Origin of the sequence: Peribacillus kribbensis DSM 17871, assembly GCF_000430765.1 — a bacterium.
Classification (GTDB): Bacteria; Bacillota; Bacilli; order Bacillales; family DSM-1321; genus Paraperibacillus; species Paraperibacillus kribbensis.
On sequence record NZ_AUMQ01000045.1, the window covers coordinates 21449 to 38810 of the forward strand.

14 protein-coding genes and 1 rRNA gene are annotated in these 17362 nt (G+C 44.1%); 11 read left to right on the forward strand and 4 right to left on the reverse strand.

Features of this window, described 5'->3' with window-relative positions; translation table 11 throughout:
- Nucleotides 1-81: 81 nt before the first annotated feature.
- The 3 genes from H539_RS0110225 (at nt 82) to H539_RS0110235 (ending at nt 2977) form a co-directional block, all read left to right on the forward strand.
- On the forward strand, nt 82-336 hold the full coding sequence (locus H539_RS0110225) for a YgaB family protein (protein WP_026693433.1): 255 nt from the start codon (nt 82-84) through the stop codon (nt 334-336).
- Between the two features lie 215 nt (nt 337-551).
- Nucleotides 552-1082 (forward strand): nucleoside tri-diphosphate phosphatase, encoded by a 531-nt coding sequence (ntdP, locus tag H539_RS0110230; RefSeq protein ID WP_026693434.1) that lies wholly within the window; start codon nt 552-554, stop codon nt 1080-1082.
- A gap of 146 nt (nt 1083-1228) precedes the next feature.
- Nucleotides 1229-2977: an ABC transporter ATP-binding protein gene (locus tag H539_RS0110235; RefSeq protein WP_026693435.1), complete on the forward strand. Its 1749-nt coding sequence runs from the start codon at nt 1229-1231 to the stop codon at nt 2975-2977.
- A gap of 186 nt (nt 2978-3163) precedes the next feature.
- Here H539_RS0110235 and H539_RS0110245 read toward each other — a convergent pair whose 3' ends face one another.
- From H539_RS0110245 to H539_RS0110255, 3 genes are all read right to left on the reverse strand, one after another.
- Nucleotides 3164-4237 carry an FUSC family protein gene (locus H539_RS0110245; protein WP_026693436.1) on the reverse strand — a complete coding sequence of 358 codons (1074 nt, stop codon included), beginning with the start codon at nt 4235-4237 and terminating at the stop codon, nt 3164-3166.
- 376 nt (nt 4238-4613) lie between these two features.
- Complete coding sequence (locus tag H539_RS0110250) at nt 4614-9083, reverse strand: glutamate synthase-related protein (RefSeq protein WP_026693437.1); 4470 nt, start codon at nt 9081-9083, stop codon at nt 4614-4616.
- A gap of 267 nt (nt 9084-9350) precedes the next feature.
- On the reverse strand, nt 9351-10655 hold the full coding sequence (locus H539_RS0110255; RefSeq protein ID WP_026693438.1) for a glutamate-1-semialdehyde 2,1-aminomutase: 1305 nt from the start codon (nt 10653-10655) through the stop codon (nt 9351-9353).
- A 162-nt stretch (nt 10656-10817) separates the two neighbouring features.
- Here H539_RS0110255 and H539_RS0110260 point away from each other — a divergent pair, with 162 nt between their 5' ends.
- From H539_RS0110260 to perR, 6 genes are all read left to right on the forward strand, one after another.
- Entirely contained in the window at nt 10818-11225 is a 408-nt protein-coding gene (locus H539_RS0110260) for an ion channel (RefSeq protein ID WP_026693439.1), read from the forward strand.
- A 207-nt stretch (nt 11226-11432) separates the two neighbouring features.
- Nucleotides 11433-11906, forward strand: a complete 474-nt coding sequence (gene bcp, locus H539_RS0110265) for a thioredoxin-dependent thiol peroxidase (RefSeq protein ID WP_026693440.1) — start codon at nt 11433-11435, stop codon at nt 11904-11906.
- A 22-nt stretch (nt 11907-11928) separates the two neighbouring features.
- On the forward strand, nt 11929-13038 hold the full coding sequence (locus H539_RS0110270) for an aminopeptidase (protein WP_026693441.1): 1110 nt from the start codon (nt 11929-11931) through the stop codon (nt 13036-13038).
- 221 nt (nt 13039-13259) lie between these two features.
- Nucleotides 13260-14210, forward strand: a complete 951-nt coding sequence (locus H539_RS0110280) for a D-2-hydroxyacid dehydrogenase (RefSeq protein WP_026693442.1) — start codon at nt 13260-13262, stop codon at nt 14208-14210.
- A 3-nt stretch (nt 14211-14213) separates the two neighbouring features.
- Entirely contained in the window at nt 14214-14762 is a 549-nt protein-coding gene (locus tag H539_RS0110285) for a cob(I)yrinic acid a,c-diamide adenosyltransferase (RefSeq protein ID WP_026693443.1), read from the forward strand.
- Nucleotides 14763-14917: 155 nt separating this feature from the next.
- Complete coding sequence (gene perR, locus H539_RS0110290; RefSeq protein WP_026693444.1) at nt 14918-15361, forward strand: peroxide-responsive transcriptional repressor PerR; 444 nt, start codon at nt 14918-14920, stop codon at nt 15359-15361.
- A 47-nt stretch (nt 15362-15408) separates the two neighbouring features.
- On the opposite strand, the gene H539_RS0110295 is transcribed toward perR, so the two are convergent.
- The gene (locus tag H539_RS0110295; RefSeq protein WP_026693445.1) at nt 15409-15762 is read right to left on the reverse strand and encodes a YgzB family protein; all 354 of its coding nucleotides are present in this window, start codon (nt 15760-15762) and stop codon (nt 15409-15411) included.
- A gap of 237 nt (nt 15763-15999) precedes the next feature.
- On the opposite strand from H539_RS0110295, the gene H539_RS0110300 reads away from it, so the two are divergent.
- Together H539_RS0110300 and H539_RS0110305 are read left to right on the forward strand one after the other, a co-directional pair.
- On the forward strand, nt 16000-16875 hold the full coding sequence (locus tag H539_RS0110300) for a nucleotidyltransferase-like protein (RefSeq protein WP_026693446.1): 876 nt from the start codon (nt 16000-16002) through the stop codon (nt 16873-16875).
- A 280-nt stretch (nt 16876-17155) separates the two neighbouring features.
- A 16S ribosomal RNA gene (locus H539_RS0110305) occupies nt 17156-17362 on the forward strand; the annotation flags it as partial.

The following is a 17362-nucleotide window of genomic DNA, read 5'->3' on the forward strand; positions in this document are numbered from 1 at the left end:
ATGTCAACAGAAATAGTCAAAGGTAAAGCCTCCAAAACAGAGAATAAGAAAGGGTAAGGAAAATAGCAGGGAGGTTTTAATTTGAATGATTTCGACCGGCTTGTTAATGAACAGTTAAAAACTATGGAAAAGCTGCTTTTCCTGCAATCCGAGATTGAACGATGCCAGGACGTGGAGCAGCAGCTCCGAAGGGTGGAACATGAAGCAGAGCTTGAATCCCTGCAGCACGAAGTACTGCTCATGAAAAAGAGTCTAAACGACATCCAGCAGATTTTTGAATTCCAAACAGAAGAGGTAATTCGTACCTACCAGGAAGCCCAAATGAACTTAATATAGGTGAATTCTCACTTTTTTCTCTTGAGTCATTGAATTTCAATGACTCTTTTGTTTTAAAAAAATTTTTTTATCGTTATAATAGTAGAATATACCGAACGAGAGAATATGTATTTAAAACGTTAGGGCAGGAGTGTGCAGGATGCGAGAGCGCTGCCTGTCTGAAATCCAATGCTTCAAAATTAGCTGTAAACAATTAGAAAGTTGAGGAGAAGAAAATGGGGATTCCCGGAGAAGGAGAAAAGATCCAAATACAGAGTTATAAGCATAATGGGAAGATCCATCGTATCTGGGAAGAAACCACTGTCCTAAAAGGCACCCAAAGCCTTGTCATTGCGGCAAATGACAGAACAATGGTAACTGAATCAGATGGGAGGACATGGATCACCCGCGAGCCGGCCATTTGTTATTTTCATGCAAATCTATGGTTCAATATTTTAGGCATGCTGAGGGAAGACGGCGTTTATTACTACTGTAATCTGAGTTCACCTTTTGTTTATGATACCGAAGCTTTAAAATATATAGACTATGACCTCGATATCAAGGTGTATCCTGATATGACCTTCAATATCCTTGATGAGGATGAATACCAGCAGCACAGCAGGGAAATGGGCTATCCTGAAGTAATCGATAAAATTTTAAGGCGGAATATGGACAACCTTATTTATTGGATCAGGCAGCGTAAAGGCCCGTTTTCTCCGGAATTCATCGACAATTGGTATGAACGGTATCTGACTTACAGAAAATAAATAAATAAATAAGCCAGAACCATCGAAGCAGCATATGCCCGGGATTAATATGTTTTCTTGATGCCTGTTGATGACAACAGGTTTTTCTAATGAAGTCCTTTAGAAGAAACAGAACCGGGCAATAACATAAAAAGCAGGTGATCACCTTGGGCAGTATCCGGCGATATATGCAGTTTGTCAAACCCTATAAGTGGCAGATTATCTGGACCATCATCATCGGCCTCGTTAAATTTGGCATACCTCTTTTGCTGCCATATCTCATTAAATATGTAGTCGATGATGTCATTGGTAACGGACATCTATCTACTGCTGAAAAAACGAACCGATTGGCCTGGGCCATGGGCATTATGTTTTTCATTTTCGTAATTGTACGTCCGCCAGTCGAGTACTACAGACAGTATTATGCGCAATGGACGGGGAGCAAGATCCTTTTTGATATCAGGAACCGGCTCTTTAACCATGTGCAGCGGTTAAGCTTTAAGTATTATTCAAATAACCGGGTCGGCGAAATCATTTCTAGGATTATTAACGATGTAGAACAGACAAAGGACTTTGTCATGACAGGCATGATGAACCTCTGGCTTGATCTGGCGACAATCGTATTTACCGCAGCGATCATGTTTACACTGAATGTGAAACTGACCTTTGTATCTATTTTGATGATACCTTTTTACGCTTTCTCCGTTAAATATTTTTTTGGCAGGCTGAGGGGATTGACCAGGAAGCGTTCCCAGGCTCTCGCCGAAGTGCAGAGCTATCTGCATGAAAGAGTGTCGGGGATGCCCGTCATTAAGAGCTTTGCCATTGAAGATCATGAGCAGGGCAGGTTCAGTAAACAAAATCAAAATTATTTGGATAAAGCTCTTGACCAGACAAAGTGGAATGCAAAATCCTTTGGAGTAGTCAATACCATTACAGACATCTCTCCGCTGCTTGTGATTGGATATTCCGGTTATTTAGTCATCCAGGGCAGCCTGACCGTGGGAACGATGGTTGCGTTCATCGCTTATATTGACCGGCTGTATAACCCGCTGAGAAGAATGGTCAACTCCTCTACGAGCCTCACGCAGGCATTTGCCTCCATGGACCGGGTATTTGAATTCATGGATGTCAAATATGACATTGAAGATACTTCCGATGCGATTGAAGCTAAGAATATAAAGGGGGATATAAAATTTGAAAATGTCTCTTTTGCATATAATGAAGATGAACCGCCTGTCCTAAAAAACGTATCCCTTGATGTGAAACGGGGAGAAACCATTGCACTGGTGGGGATGAGCGGAGGCGGGAAATCCTCCCTTGTGAGCCTTCTGCCCAGATTTTATGATGTGTCTCATGGAAGGATTCTCTTGGATGGAATTGACATCAGAAATTATAAGGTGAGAAGTCTTCGGGATAAAATTGGAATGGTGCTGCAGGATAATATTTTATTCAGTGAATCTGTGAGAGCCAATATACTAATGGGAAAGCCAGATTCAACGGATGAAGAAGTCTATCATGCAGCGGCTGCCGCCAATGCCAGAGACTTCATTGAAAACCTTCCAGAAGGATATGAAACTAAGGTGGGGGAGAGGGGAGTCAAGCTATCTGGCGGTCAGAAGCAAAGGGTAGCCATTGCAAGGGTCTTCCTGAAAAATCCGCCGATCCTTGTGCTTGATGAAGCCACTTCAGCTCTGGACCTTGAGAGTGAACATCTCATCCAGGAGGCCCTCGAGGAACTGGCCAAGGACAGAACTACCTTTATCGTAGCGCACAGATTATCCACGATTACACATGCGGACCGGATCGTACTGATCGAACATGGAGAAATTGCTGAAATCGGCTCCCATGAAGAACTTATGAAAAAGCAGGGAGGCTACTACAGGCTCTTCCAGGTCCAGCAGCTAGAACATTAAATAAATAACAGAGCCCTTATAAAATAGAAATTTTTCTGAAGGAAGCGGAGCCCGCTTCCTTTTTCTTTTGGGAAATGGGTCTGTGCCCATTTCCCACACCATTTCCCCTGCTGAGCTTAAGGAACAATGCTCTTTTGACTCCTGGTAAATAAGGAACCCATTAAAAAAAACCTGCTGTCCGCAGGTTTAGATTTCTTCGGGTTGTTCAAGTGCGACTTCGTTGGTTTCGCTATGGAAGGAGTGGAAGCTGGTTATGAGCATGTCGAGGTGAAGGATGGCCTCTTCATACTCGATGATGGAGGCGGCCAGCGGTACCATGTGGTACAGGAGACATTGGCCGCGGTCTTCTTCCAGTTCCTCTTTGCGGTCCATCAATAGGCTTACCAGTTCTTTTGTATTGGCACTTTCCTCGATTGTAAAGCTGTGTGTGATTTTCCCCCTATATTTAAGCAGGACCTGTTCATGATTGTAAATCAGCATATCCATTTGGTCCTGGATTTTCTGCTGAAATTCTTCAGGCATCTGCTGAAGTTCGTTTTCATATCTATGGAGCCTTTTTAACGCATCCAGAGCCTTTTTGGTTGTGGTGATCATCTGTCTGTATACAACAAGCTTTCTGGACTTTGCCAATTTTTCGCGTTTAAAGTATTTTCTTTCTTCCTTGAACAGCGCATAAAGCTGTTCCATCTTCAGTAAATCTTCGCGAAAACGCTGAAGTTCATTTTTCAGCTGGCCATGGTCGCTTGCATGTCGGGTATTGATCCTGATCCATTGAAATATTTCCTCCGTTAAATCAGACATTTTATTGAATACCCGTGTTTCATACTTAGGAGGCAGAAACACCAGATTGACCACAAATGCAGATAGAATTCCAATTAAGATCGTTGAGAACCTTGTCGCCGCGAAGGCAGCGAAGTTTCCGCCCTGGCTTTCCATAATGGCAATCAGAGTGACCAGTGCAATGGAAACGGAATTTTTCATATTAAGCTTAAGGTTTACCGTAATAACGATTATGGCTGCCAAACCAATGATGAAAGGGTCATTGCCGAGCAATAGTACAAATGCAGCCGCTGCAATGGCTCCTACGATATTCGCCTGAACCTGCTCCAAAATGGTGATATAGGAGCGGTAGATGGTAGGCTGGATGGCAAAAATAGCGGAAATAGCTGCAAACGATCCCGGCATATGGAAAAATCTTGCGACATATATGGCTAACACAATTGCAATCCCCGTTTTTAATATGCGGGCGCCAAGCTTCATGTGGTTAAATTCCTTTCTGAAACAGTATTTCAAAATGATCAAAAGTTATTATTCTCTTCATGGAGCATTAATGTAATATACAAGTTTTTTCTGAGAAGTTCAATAGATATAATAGATTATTTATCTTAATTATGTCTTTACCTTCTTCAGAACCAACGTGAAGAAGCCCCTGGGTTTCTGGGCAGCGTAAGCCGAGACGGTGCAGGGAGGAGGGGAAATTGCTTCAATTAGACAGGATAAAAGACAAAAGGCTGACAAAAGGATAAGCTGCCCCTGTCCTTTTAGAGTGAGTCTAAAAAGACATAACAAGCGGATCATCCTTTTTGTCAGCCAGGTTTTTCATTGATTAGATCATACAGTCACATACACAGCCATGTCACTCAGTTGAAACCGATGGATCCGCCTGCTCTTTGACTGGCTGGATCTGGATAAAATTTTTCTCTGGAGCATCCAGAAGAGACTTCAATTCCTCAGCCTCGCGATATTGCTCCTGCTGTGCCAGCAATGCAATATATTGCCCCAGCAGTTCCTTTACATCATTCTTTCCTTGCTCGGACAGGGTGTCCATGGAAACCTTGGCTCCAGATGCAATCCTTTTCTCCAAAGCTTGCCTGGTCAATCCCATTTCCGGCTGTACTCGAAGGAATACACTGCCTCCAGTCATTCCGGCACAGATCCAAGGGCCCGGATCACCAAGAACTAGGGCTCTTCCATTTGTCATATATTCAAAGGCAAAGCCTTTAATATTGGCATTGGCTGCAATGTTCCCGGTTTCTTTTTCAGGCAGCGGCTTTGTGAGCTGTCCGCCGATAATGATATCAGCGCCTGATAAACGGATGCCGGCTCTTGCGTCGGCATTCCCCTGGGCAATCAGCAAACCTTTCTGGGCGCCATACCCAAATCCTTTGCCGACTGAACCATTGTAGTACTGTCCATCTTTCCCTTTGGATTTAAATACTTTAACTTTACCACCAAAGGATGTTTTACCGGCTCCGTCTTGAGCACCGCCAGAAACTTCAATATCAATGCCAAAGCTGTTATAGGCTCCAAGTCCGTTGCCAGGGATGGAGTTTTTATAAGAAAGCTTGACTTCCGGGAGTTTCTTATAAGAGCCATCCAGCCTGTTGCGTACCCTGTGGCAGGACACACGGCTTGCGAGAACTCTCTGCTCGGAATTTACACTTTCAAAATTACGGGACAAGTGAAGTTCCTCAATACTTGAATCAAGATATTCCGCACCTGCAGCCATCTGGAATGCCCCTGTTTCCATCGCGGCAGCCGCCTCTTTGGATGCAAGCTGGCCGATATCAAGAGACTTAAGCAGATAAGTAAGGTCCATCTTGTCTTTGCCATTTGCCTGGACAAGCAGGTCTGAGCGTCCGACTGCTTCCTGAAGGGTCTGGATTCCTGCTGCTCCTGCAAGCGCCTTAAGCTCTGTACCAAAAGCAGTAAACAGATTGGAAAGGCCCTGGACAGCAAGATCAAACTTTCTTGGAACAAAACGGCGGAGACCGTGTTCCTTGGCTTGTGCTTCGGTTTCAATCTGTGTGGCAATTCCTACATGGCAGGTATCTAAATGACAGCCCCTGCAGGTTGTACAGCCTACGGCAATCATGGATAAGGTACCAAAGCCAACCCGGTTTGCCCCAAGCAGCATGACCTTGAATACGTCATAGGCACTCTTAATCCCGCCGTCTGCCCATATTTCGACAGTGTCCCGGATTCCAGCCTCCAAGAGGGCGTTGTGTGCAGCCTTGACTCCGATTTCTACGGGAAGTCCCACATGCTGAAGGGCATGGATCCTTGCAGCCCCTGTACCTCCGTCAAAGCCTGAAAGGGTGATAATATCTGCTCCGGCTTTTGCCACACCGACTGCAATGGTTCCGATATTGGGAACCACTGGAACTTTAACAGCAACCTTGGCCTGGTCATTTGCTGTTTTAAGCTCATGGATCATCTGGGCAAGATCCTCGATGGAATAGATATCATGATTGTTGGACGGTGAAATCAAGTCAGAGCCTACAGTTGCATTTCTTGCTTCCGCAATCTTTGAGGTAACTTTAGAGCCTGGAAGATGTCCGCCTTCGCCCGGCTTGGCACCCTGCCCAATTTTAATCTCAAGCAGGTTGGAAGAGTTCAGCAGCTCTGCGTTAACACCAAATCTTCCAGAGGCAATCTGCTGGCCCCGGGTTCTTGGGTATTTTCCAAGCATATCCTTAATTTCTCCGCCTTCGCCGTTTAAGCTGACCATGTTCAGCTGATCCGCTGCTTCGGCATAAGCCCTGAAAGCTATCTCATTCTGGGAGCCGAAGGACATGGAAGAGATGATAAACGGCAGGCTGTGCTCACCGACACTGATATCGACTGTTTCAGCTGAAACAGGGCTGCCTGTTGAGGCTACCTCTGTCAAATGCCTGATGGTAGTAGGATTCTGGGTCTCCTGCTCGGAAATTTTTTCGCGGTAAGGAGAGTAGTCCCCGGTCGCGGCAACCTCGCCAATGGCTTTCCAAATACGCGGGAACATATGAAAGCTTTTTCCAGCCCTTTCTTTTTCATTGTGATATTCTTCTGCACGTTTTTTAGCATCTTCTTTAAGGAATTCCTCATCAAAGGAAAGGTCTTCGGCTCCCAAGAAGTTAACAATCCCCAGAACTTCTGCAAGCCTGGCATTAAGTCCGATACTGGAGAACAGGCGTCCATAGCCTCTAAGCTCGTGGATACCTATGGTAGAAATGACCTTTTCCAATCCTTTTACAAGTGCATTGTATAAATTGATCAACGGTTTTGTGTTTTCATCGGCCACTGTTAAGAACATATAATATGGGTTGAGGATATTTGCTCCAAGTCCATATGCAATAATTAAATCATGCAGGGACCTTAATGATGCTGACCGTAAAGCAATCGAACAGCTCCGGCGCAATCCGCTTTCCAACAGAGAATGATGGGCGGTGGATACCGCGAGCATAGGATCGAGCCATAGCTTTCCTTCTTCATGGGTGCCGCTGTCATCCAAAATGACTAGGGCTTTCCCGTTTTGGACAGCTTCCCTTGCCTGTTTGCTAATACGGGCAAGGGCTTCCTGAACGCTTTCATCCTCATAAAGCACAGCAGGAATTTCAGCTGACAGGCCGTCTTTTTGGAAGAAATGCATGATCTGTTCAAAGCTTGGCTGCTTGGTTTCTCTGATGCAGCTGCTTCCCACCAATCCTTCTAAGACAACGGGGGATAGAAGCTCCATGACAAACTCTGCTTTTTCAGCTGTAAATAGAGAGGGCCTCTTACCAATGATCGTTCTGGTTGAAAAATGCTCTGTTTCCCTGTCCCGATCAATTGCGGGGTTTGTCACGACTGCTACACTTTCCTTGATGAAATCAGCGATGTTCCTGCGCTCGGGATTAATGGCTGCAAGAGGGGCATCATGTCCGAGTGATCGTATCGGCTCAGCACCTTTTTCAGCCATCTGCTCGATAAGCTGTACATGATCCCGTTCCCAGCCGAAGGACTTGTATTGGCCGTTATGCAGCTTGACCTTAACCCCATTTGCCACGACTTTATCGATCACAGGGGGCTTTAGCCTTTCTGAATCATTGGACAGTGTAATTTTGCTGCTCATCAGCCGGAAGACTTCCTCCTGGTAGCGGCGGTATTCGAATTCTTCAATGCTGTTTCCGTTCCATTTGAAGCCGATTTTTTCTCCGGGAGCCAGAGGTTTAGGATCAGCTGTGTACTCTTCAGCAGGAATAATTCCCGGTTCAGAAGAGAAGAGGTAGGAGGACTCTGTAGTCAGCTTCCAAAGCGGCCTTAGGCCCAGCGCGTCGACAGAGAATACCGCCTCATTCCCAAAGCGTGAAATGATGCCGGCCGGACCCTGGGCAAAGTGGCCCCAGGCTTCTCTTAAGTATGTGTAAAGGTTCTGCAGATGCTCCGGATATTCTTTTATTTCATTAATGATCGGAGGGAATAAAACATCCATAGCTTCAAATAGGGAATATCCATGGCGGCAGATTAAGGTTTCAATTGTACGGCTGAGATCCTGCGAGTCGCTTCCCTGTTCTACGAGCGGCACACCGATCATCTTGGCTTCATCTCTAAGCTTGGCGATCGTATTGATCTCACCGTTATGCCCCAGTACACTAAATGGCTGGACCCTGAAGAAGCTGGATAACGTATTGGTAGAATAACGGTTGTGGCCAAGAGTCATAGTAGAGGCGATGAGCGGATCAGATAGGTCGCTGTAATAGCTCGGAAGGATATCCCCGGCACCCATTACTTTGTATACTGCATAATGCTGGCTTAAAGAGGCAGTATGGATGTTTTGGTTTGATTCAATATCTGGAATCAGTTCGAATAAGATCTTTGAGCACTCACTGTCAGAATCGGCCTGTACAGTGCCGGCTACCTGCCAGAACAACGGGTTTTCCTGAAGGGCAATCGGACCTAAAGCGGCAGGATTATGCACCTTGTCTGTTTCAAACATGACGGTTACACCCTGAGCGCTGAACTTTTGTTTGATTTCTTCTTTTAAAGAAGCTGAAGCTGCATTTCTATTGAAGAAAAAATGCCCGACGAAAAATGTTTCGTGCTCGGTCAGATCGGGGTCAGAGCCTGCTTCGGCAAGTTTTTTTCTCCAGAGAGCCCTGGGAATGTCGATATGGATACCCACACCGTCACCCTCATTATTTATAAATCCTGCACGGTGATTCATGGTAACCAGAGCATCGATACAGGAAAAGATATTTTCTCTGGTAGGAGTTTTTTCTTTCTCTATACATGCAACGATCCCACAGGCATCATGTTCATGTTTATAATAGTCTTTAAAAAAAGCTGGATTCCACGCTGTTGTCATAGTAAGGCATTATAAGGAGTTTCTCCTTATAAATCGCCATTCACCTCCCAATATGCTTTTATCAACTTTTGAAAATTTTCAGAATAGTGTAATTTATGTTATCACTTTAACGTAAGAAAATCAATTATTTATACAGAGTTTTGAATAAGATGGGAAGAGCGGTCTATATGGTCTGAATGTTAAAAGTATATATGAAAGCGTTTTCAAAAAATCCGCATGGAAAACTCCTGAAAGCAGAACCTCCAGGAGTGAATAATAAATGTATAATTATAAATTTCCGCTTTGTGAAAGAGTCTCGAAGGATTCTTCAACAGCTTGAATGGTTTCCCTGATATCTGTCTCTGTGTGTGCAGTGGTAATAAACCAGGCTTCATATTTTGAAGGAGCCAGATTAATGCCTTTATTCAGCATAAGCTTGAAGAACTTAGCGAACATTTCCCCATCTGTATTTTCAGCCTGCTCATAATTCTCGACTTTCACATCTGTAAAGTACACGGTAAGGGCACCTTTCAGACGGTTAATGGTGATCGGCAGATTGTATTTTCTTGCAGCCGCTTCTATACCTTCCTGAAGCATGGCACCAAGACGGTCCAGTTGATCATACACGCCTTCCTCCTGCAGCACTTCAAGGCATGCGATTCCTGAAAGCATGGATGCAGGATTACCCGCCATAGTTCCAGCCTGGTAGGCTGGTCCGAGAGGAGCGACTTTTTCCATGATTTCTTTCCGGCCGCCATACGCGCCAATAGGAAGTCCGCCGCCGATAATTTTTCCAAGTGCCGTAATATCAGGCTCGACTCCTAATAAGTTCTGGGCACCGCCGTACATGAAGCGGAAGGCAGTAATGACTTCGTCGTAAATAACCAGTGCGCCTGCCTCATGCATCAGTTCATTCACTTTTTCTAAGAAGCCGGGCTTTGGCTCGACAATCCCGAAATTTCCTACAATCGGTTCAACAAGGATGGCCGCTGTCTCGCTGCCCCATTTTTCCAGTGCTTCTTTCAGAGGCTCAATTTCGTTAAATGGCACGGTAATCACTTCATTGGCAATGGACTTTGGTACACCGGCAGAATCGGGGGTCCCCAATGTAGATGGGCCTGATCCGGCTGCTACAAGAACCAGATCCGAATGGCCATGATAACAGCCTGCAAATTTAATGATCTTATCCCGGCCAGTATATGCGCGTGCGACCCGGATGGCAGTCATAATCGCTTCAGTACCGGAATTGACGAAGCGTACCTTTTCAAGTCCCGGCATTGCCTCCTTCAGCATCTTTGCAAACGTTACTTCATGAGGAGTAGGAGTCCCGTATAGTACTCCGTTTTCTGCGGCTCTGGTAATGGCCTCGGTGATATGCGGATGGGCATGACCGGTGATGATCGGTCCGTATGCCGCAAGATAATCGATATATTTATTGCCGTCCACATCCCAAAAATAGGCGCCCTTTGCTTTTTCCATCGCAACAGGTGCACCGCCGCCGACCGCCTTAAAAGAGCGGGAAGGGCTGTTGACTCCTCCGACTATATGTTCTAATGCTTCATTATGTAGTTGTTCAGATTTAGAAAAATTCATGCTTACCTCCACTGTTTCTTCTCTAAGCTTCGCCCCTTATTTTATCACTTTGCCCCATATTGAGACAGATAAATGTCTTTCCCTATTTCTGGGCAGAGTGAATATCCGGGAGATATAGTCCGTACATATTTAAAAAGAAACTAACCTTCGAGGGTGAATCCAATGCTGAATGTATTCCTTTTACTGGTAATGATCTGCATTTTTTTGAGCCTTAAAAGCTTTTTTACTCCCTTGATTATAGATAAGCATCTGACCATTAAAAATTTTATCTGGCTTGCTGTTTTTTACAGTACTATTGCACTGGGCTTCGGGATGATCTACTTGCTTTTAGAACTTGAAAGCTATACAGTCATTCTTGAATTGGGGCGTCCGATAGAAGGCTCCTATCTTTATAAACTTGCCACCGCCATGTATTTCAGCTCTGTTACATTTTTTTCGGTAGGCTACGGCGATCTTTCCCCTGTCGGAATTGGAAGGGCGATTGCGGCTGTCCAGGCATTCCTGGGTTATGTCCTGCCTGCAGCGTTTGTCATCAAAACGGTCATTACGTTTGAAAATCATGAAAGGTAAAGGGAAGATCTTTCATTGCTTTCCTGTATTGATAAGATGATTTCCGGAACGATAAAGTTGTGGAAAAGCAAAAAGTTGGGTACGCTTACAGGTGTGTAGGATTCTCGTCGTTACCTGAGTAAACCGTGCCCAAAGCGCAGGGAAAAAGAAGTGAAAAACATGGGAAAAATACTTTAAGGTAATGTATGATCAAAAGGGGGAGTTAAAATGGAGTTAACAATTGGAAAACAAGCACCTGGCTTTACACTTTCAGCAACAAATGGAGAAGAGGTAAGCTTGAGTGATTTTAAAGGGAAGAATGTTGTCATATATTTCTACCCTAAGGACATGACACCTGGCTGCACAACTGAAGCCTGCGACTTCAGGGACGCCCATGAAGAATTTGAAAAATTAGATGCAGTTATCCTTGGGATAAGCCCTGATCCGGTCGAAAGTCATGGGAAATTTGCCGGAAAGTATGGACTCCCATTTCTTCTTCTGGCAGATGAAAATCAAGAAGCTGCAGAGAAATACGGAGTATGGAAGCTGAAAAAGAACTTCGGCAAGGAATATATGGGCATAGAACGCTCCACTTTCCTTATTGATAAAGAAGGAGCTCTTGTGAAAGAGTGGAGAAAGGTCAAAGTAGAAGGCCATGTTGAAGAAGCATTGGAATACATAAAGTCTTCTATGACGCTTTAAAGAATATTAGGGAGCTGGAGAAATGAGAGATACACGTTTGACAAAGCTTGCAAATGTACTTCTGACACACTCGGTTACATTAAAGGAAAATGAAAGAGTCCTAATAAGAGGAAGTGTCTCAGCTCAGCCGCTGATCACTGAATTGATTGATGGCGCTTATGAGCTCGGGGCCTATCCGTATGTAGAAATCATGGACGATGAGATCAGCCGCCATCTTGCCATGGGGGCTTCCCGGGAGCAGCTGGAGACCCAGGCATCCTGGATGCTGAAAAAGTATGAGGATGTGGATGCTGTCATCCTGGTCATCGGGGAAGAAAATGACTCTGAGATGAGTGAGGTTCCTGCTGATAAGCACAAAATCAGAGGGGAAATCATGAAGCCAGTAACCTTCTTCTATGTGAATAACAGAAGATGGGTCCTATTGAATTATCCTACCAAGGCGCTTGCGCAGAAAGCGGGAATGAGCACCAGCAGGTTCGAGGATTATCTGCTTGATGTTTGTACAGTAGATTATCAAAAAATGCATAAAGCCATGCAGCCATTGAAGGATTTAATGGAAAGAACAGATAAAGTCCGTCTGGTATCACCAGGGACAGATCTTACATTTTCTATCAAGGGGATTCCTGCTGTTTCATGCTCCGGGGAAAATAACATCCCTGATGGAGAAGTTTTCACGGCTCCTGTCCGTGACAGTGTGAACGGAAAGATCACATTCAATACGCCTTGCCCATACCATGGTACTACATTCAGAAATGTTTCCTTATCGTTTAGGGATGGAAAGATTGTGGAAGCAAGCGCGGATCAGACTGAAAAAATCGAAGAGATCTTTGATACGGATGAAGGATCCAGATACATTGGGGAATTTGCAATCGGAGTCAATCCGATGATTACCGAGCCGATGGGAGATATCCTGTTCGACGAGAAAATCTGCGGAAGCCTGCATTTTACCCCTGGAGAGGCGTATGAAGATGCGGATAATGGAAACAGATCCTCAATCCATTGGGATATGGTCCTTATTCAAAGACCGGAATATGGAGGCGGGGAAATCTATTTCGATGATGTATTGATCCGCAAAGACGGACTCTTTACCATTCCGGAATTAGAAGGACTGAATCCTGAAAATCTGAAGTAAAGCTTGCCTATTTTGCTGAATAAGGGTTTTTGTCCACTCATAAGATCCCTGAGGTGCATATTCTTTTATTAGGAATACCTCCTCAAACTTACTTTTTCGGGCCAGATTGGCCCGTTTTTTATTTTCCAGGGTTCATACCTGCATGATAAAATTTACCTGACATCACTGCACAGCGGACATCAGCTGCTGAGCAAAAATCATAAAGCGAAGGCGGCAGCAATATGCTTGTATTATTTACATTCATCCCTCCAAGTAATTTAAAAGACAGGTTAGCCGGAGAGTATCCGTCCGTCGATTTCAGATTTAGAGCTTCGATTGAAGAAAGCAAAGCAGATCTCCCTCATGCAGAAGTACTGGTTACATATGGTGAAGATCTCTTAAATGAACACTTGGCTAAGACCGAAATGCTTAAATGGATCATGGTCGTCTCGGCAGGGCTCGAGAAAATGCCGCTGGAAGATATTCAAAAGAAAAAGATATTGGTCACCAATGCGAAGGGAATTCACAAGATTCCGATGGCCGAGTATACGATGGGAAGGCTGCTTGAATATGAGAAGAAAATGAAGGAGCTTCATATTCTTCAGAATGCCCGTCACTGGCAGCGGGAACATTCCTTCGGGGAGATCAGCGGCAAGACGATTGGAGTTCTGGGAACCGGTGCGATTGGAAGCGAGATTGCCCGGCTTGCCAAGGCTTTCCGTATGAAAACGATCGGAGTAAACACAACCGGCGGCGGGGTAGATCTCTTTGATGAAGTGTACACTATCCATGAAATGGAAAGGTGTCTCGGTAAGGGGGATTATATTGTTGCAATCCTCCCGGAAACTCCCCAGACTATCGGTCTTTTTACTTTGCAGCATTTTAGGTTAATGAAAAATTCCGCTCTCTTTATGAATATAGGCAGGGGAAGTTTATTTCAAGACAATGTCTTGATCCAGGCTCTGCAGGATAGGGAAATCGCTCATGCTGTTCTCGATGTTTTTCATGAGGAGCCACTGCCTGCTGATCATCCTTACTGGATGATGGAAAATGTCACTGTCTCACCGCATGTATCCAGCCACTCTCCGCATTATCTTCCAAGAGCCCTGGATATCTTTAGACATAACCTGGACATTTACCTGGATGGCGGCAGAAACTTTGAAAATAAAATCAATCTGAACCGGGGGTATTAATTCATGAAGATTTATACAAAGACAGGAGACAAGGGCACCACTTCTTTAATTTATGGACAAAGAGTGAGCAAGACCGATCCAAGAGTTGAGGCGTATGGGACCTGTGATGAGGCAAATTCAGCCATCGGACTGGGAGTCAGCCACTTAATGGGTGAAGAATTTGCCGGTAAAGAGGCTATTCTGGATGGGCTCCATGAAATTCAGACTGTCCTCTTTCATGCCGGTGCCGAATTAGCTACTCCCGAGGGGAAAAAGGTCAACTGGGAAATGAAGCAGGAACATATATCAAACCTTGAACACGCGATTGACGAAATGGAGGGAGACCTTCCTCAGTTGAAAAACTTCATACTGCCAGGAGGACACCCTGCGGCGGCGGCGCTCCATCTTGCCCGCACAATCACAAGGAGAGCTGAAAGAAAAGCTGTGGAAATAGGCGGTGTCAATCCTCTTGTCATGTCCTATCTGAATCGTCTTTCGGATTACCTCTTTGTCGCTGCAAGGTATGTGAATTCAAAATTAAACCGCAGTGAGCCCGTTTTGCATCAAAAGTGAGAAAAGGATGTATCATTTGCTGGTTACTGAAGTAAAATTTAATAAGGCTCGGGCCTTTAATTAGGTAATGAAGGTTTGACAAAAATATCTCTGCAGGAGTACACTAATTATAAACATTATTATTTGAAAATTAATTCTAAATTAGAAAGAGGTGCATGGCGGTGTCTCATCCTCAATTAAAGGAAGCATTAGATGCCTTAAAAGAAACGGGGGTCAGAATTACTCCGCAGCGTCATGCGATACTTGAGTACCTTATCAATTCAATGAGCCATCCAACAGCTGATGATATTTATAAAGCCCTGGAAGGCAAATTTCCTAATATGAGTGTTGCGACTGTATATAACAATCTGCGGGTTTTCCGTGAAGTGGGTCTCGTAAAGGAACTGACTTATGGTGACTCCTCGAGCAGATTTGATTTTGTCACTACTGAGCACTATCATGTGATTTGTGAGGATTGCGGCAAAATAGTCGATTTTCATTATCCGGGACTCGATGAAGTGGAGCATCTAGCTTCTCATGTTGCAGGATTTAAGGTGCGGAGCCACAGGCTGGAAGTGTACGGAGTCTGCGGAGAGTGTTCTGCTAAGGAAGCACATTAATACTGAACAAATAATAACGCCGGCATTTAGCCGGCGTTATTATTTGTTCAGCTTTGTAATTTTTTTCTGTTGTAACTTTCGTCAAATTCTCTGCCTTCAAGGCTTTTATCGAGGGTAAGGGGTTCATTGCAGTACATGCACATATCCACCCGTCCTAGTACTTTAGTTACTTTTTCACAATTCGGGCAGCGGACTTGTACAGTTTTAGTTGACAGCATCCCTATCCAAAAATAAACTACAGTACTAGCGATAATAAACAATACTCCAAGGACCATAAAGAGGCTCATTAAGATCGGGGACTTTCTGAAGAAGATACCGCCATACATAACAAAAAAGCCGATAAAAATTAAACTCAGGGCAAATGTGCGAATTTTATTAATTTTATTCGAATATTTAGCCATAGCTGTCCCTCCTGATATTCCCACTATATCATATATAAGGGAGCTGGAGACAGGCTGTTTTCGTCATGGGCCTTAAAAAGATATGGGGAAGGGCTAAAAAAGCCTGACGTTCTCTGTGTGGATATTCCCTCATTAAATAAAAAATTCTTTTATTTAAAGGAGTATTATAGTTTTCTGTCGAATCGTTTGAAGAATATTGAACATAAAAAGCCATCAGCTTTTTTGGAGGAATAAAAAATGGAAGATATACTCAGGCCTTTGTACCAGGAAAGGGCCAGCTGGCCATCAACGCTTGGAATACTGCTTGTAGAAAAAAAACCTAATGATATATCATCGACGGATACCTTTGACTATATTTTGCTTGCTATTGTGAATGACGCGGAGGATCCGGTTTTTATCAAGCACTACATATATAATGATAAAAAGGCTGCACTGCATGTGGTCCATGAAGCTCAACTGAGAGAGTGGATCCTGCTCGGTTCCAACCGAAAAATCATTGAATGGATATTTAACGGAAAGATTGTATTTGACCGGAATGAGTTTGTAGAAAACCTGAAAAGCGAGCTTAGGGAATTTCCGTTTTACGGACGGAAGATTAAAACAGGTGTAGAGTTTGCCAAGCTGATCCGGCGTTATCTTGATGGGAAGTCCTTTTTCGAAAACGGGCATTATCTCGATGCCTATAACCATGTGATCCATTCTCTGCATCATTTAGCCAGGCTTGAGATCATCGATCAGGGATTTTATCCTGAGGTGACAGTGTGGAATCAAGTGAAAATGATCCGTCCGGAGATCTTTAAGCTCTATGAAGAACTGGTCACAAGCCAGGAATCTTTGGGGAAACGTCTGGAATTATTATTTTTAGCAAGCGAATTTCTTATTCATTCAAGAACCCATCTAGGCTCCCAGCATATAATAGATGTGCTGAGGTCAAGAGAAGGCTACTGGACCATTGCAGAGCTGTCCAATCTGCCAGAGCTTGAGTTTTATTCTGTTGATCTAGAAGTACTTTTGGAGTACCTCGTGGATAAACATTTAATTGAAGTATGCAAAATAGAAACAAAGGGGCAGGGCATTTATCATCGGTATTATGCGGTCTCACAGGATGAATAAAAAATTATTGTAAAAAAGCTTTTTTAGTATTGACCCATTTGAAAATTGATGATATAGTTATAAACGTCGCTGAGGGAGATAATCATCTTCCTGGCGGCGGATAACTTTTTAAAAAAATATTGACAGTCACTTAGGTGATATGTTAAGATAATAAAGTCGCTCTCAAGAAAACGAGAGGCGGAAATGCTCTTTGAAAACTGAACGAAACAAGACGCCAACGTTATTTTCTTACGAGAAAATACAAAAACAAGTTTTAACTTTTATGAGCTACATCAAACATTCTTCGGAGAGTTTGATCCTGGCTCAGGACGAACGCTGGCGGCGTGCCTAATACATGCAAGTCGAGCGGATCGATGGAAGCTTGCTTCCTGAGATCAGCGGCGGACGGGTGAGTAACACGTGGGCAACCTGCCCCTAAGATCGGGATAACTTCGGGAAACCGGAGCTAATACCGGATATGACTTTTCTTCACATGAAGGGAAGTGGA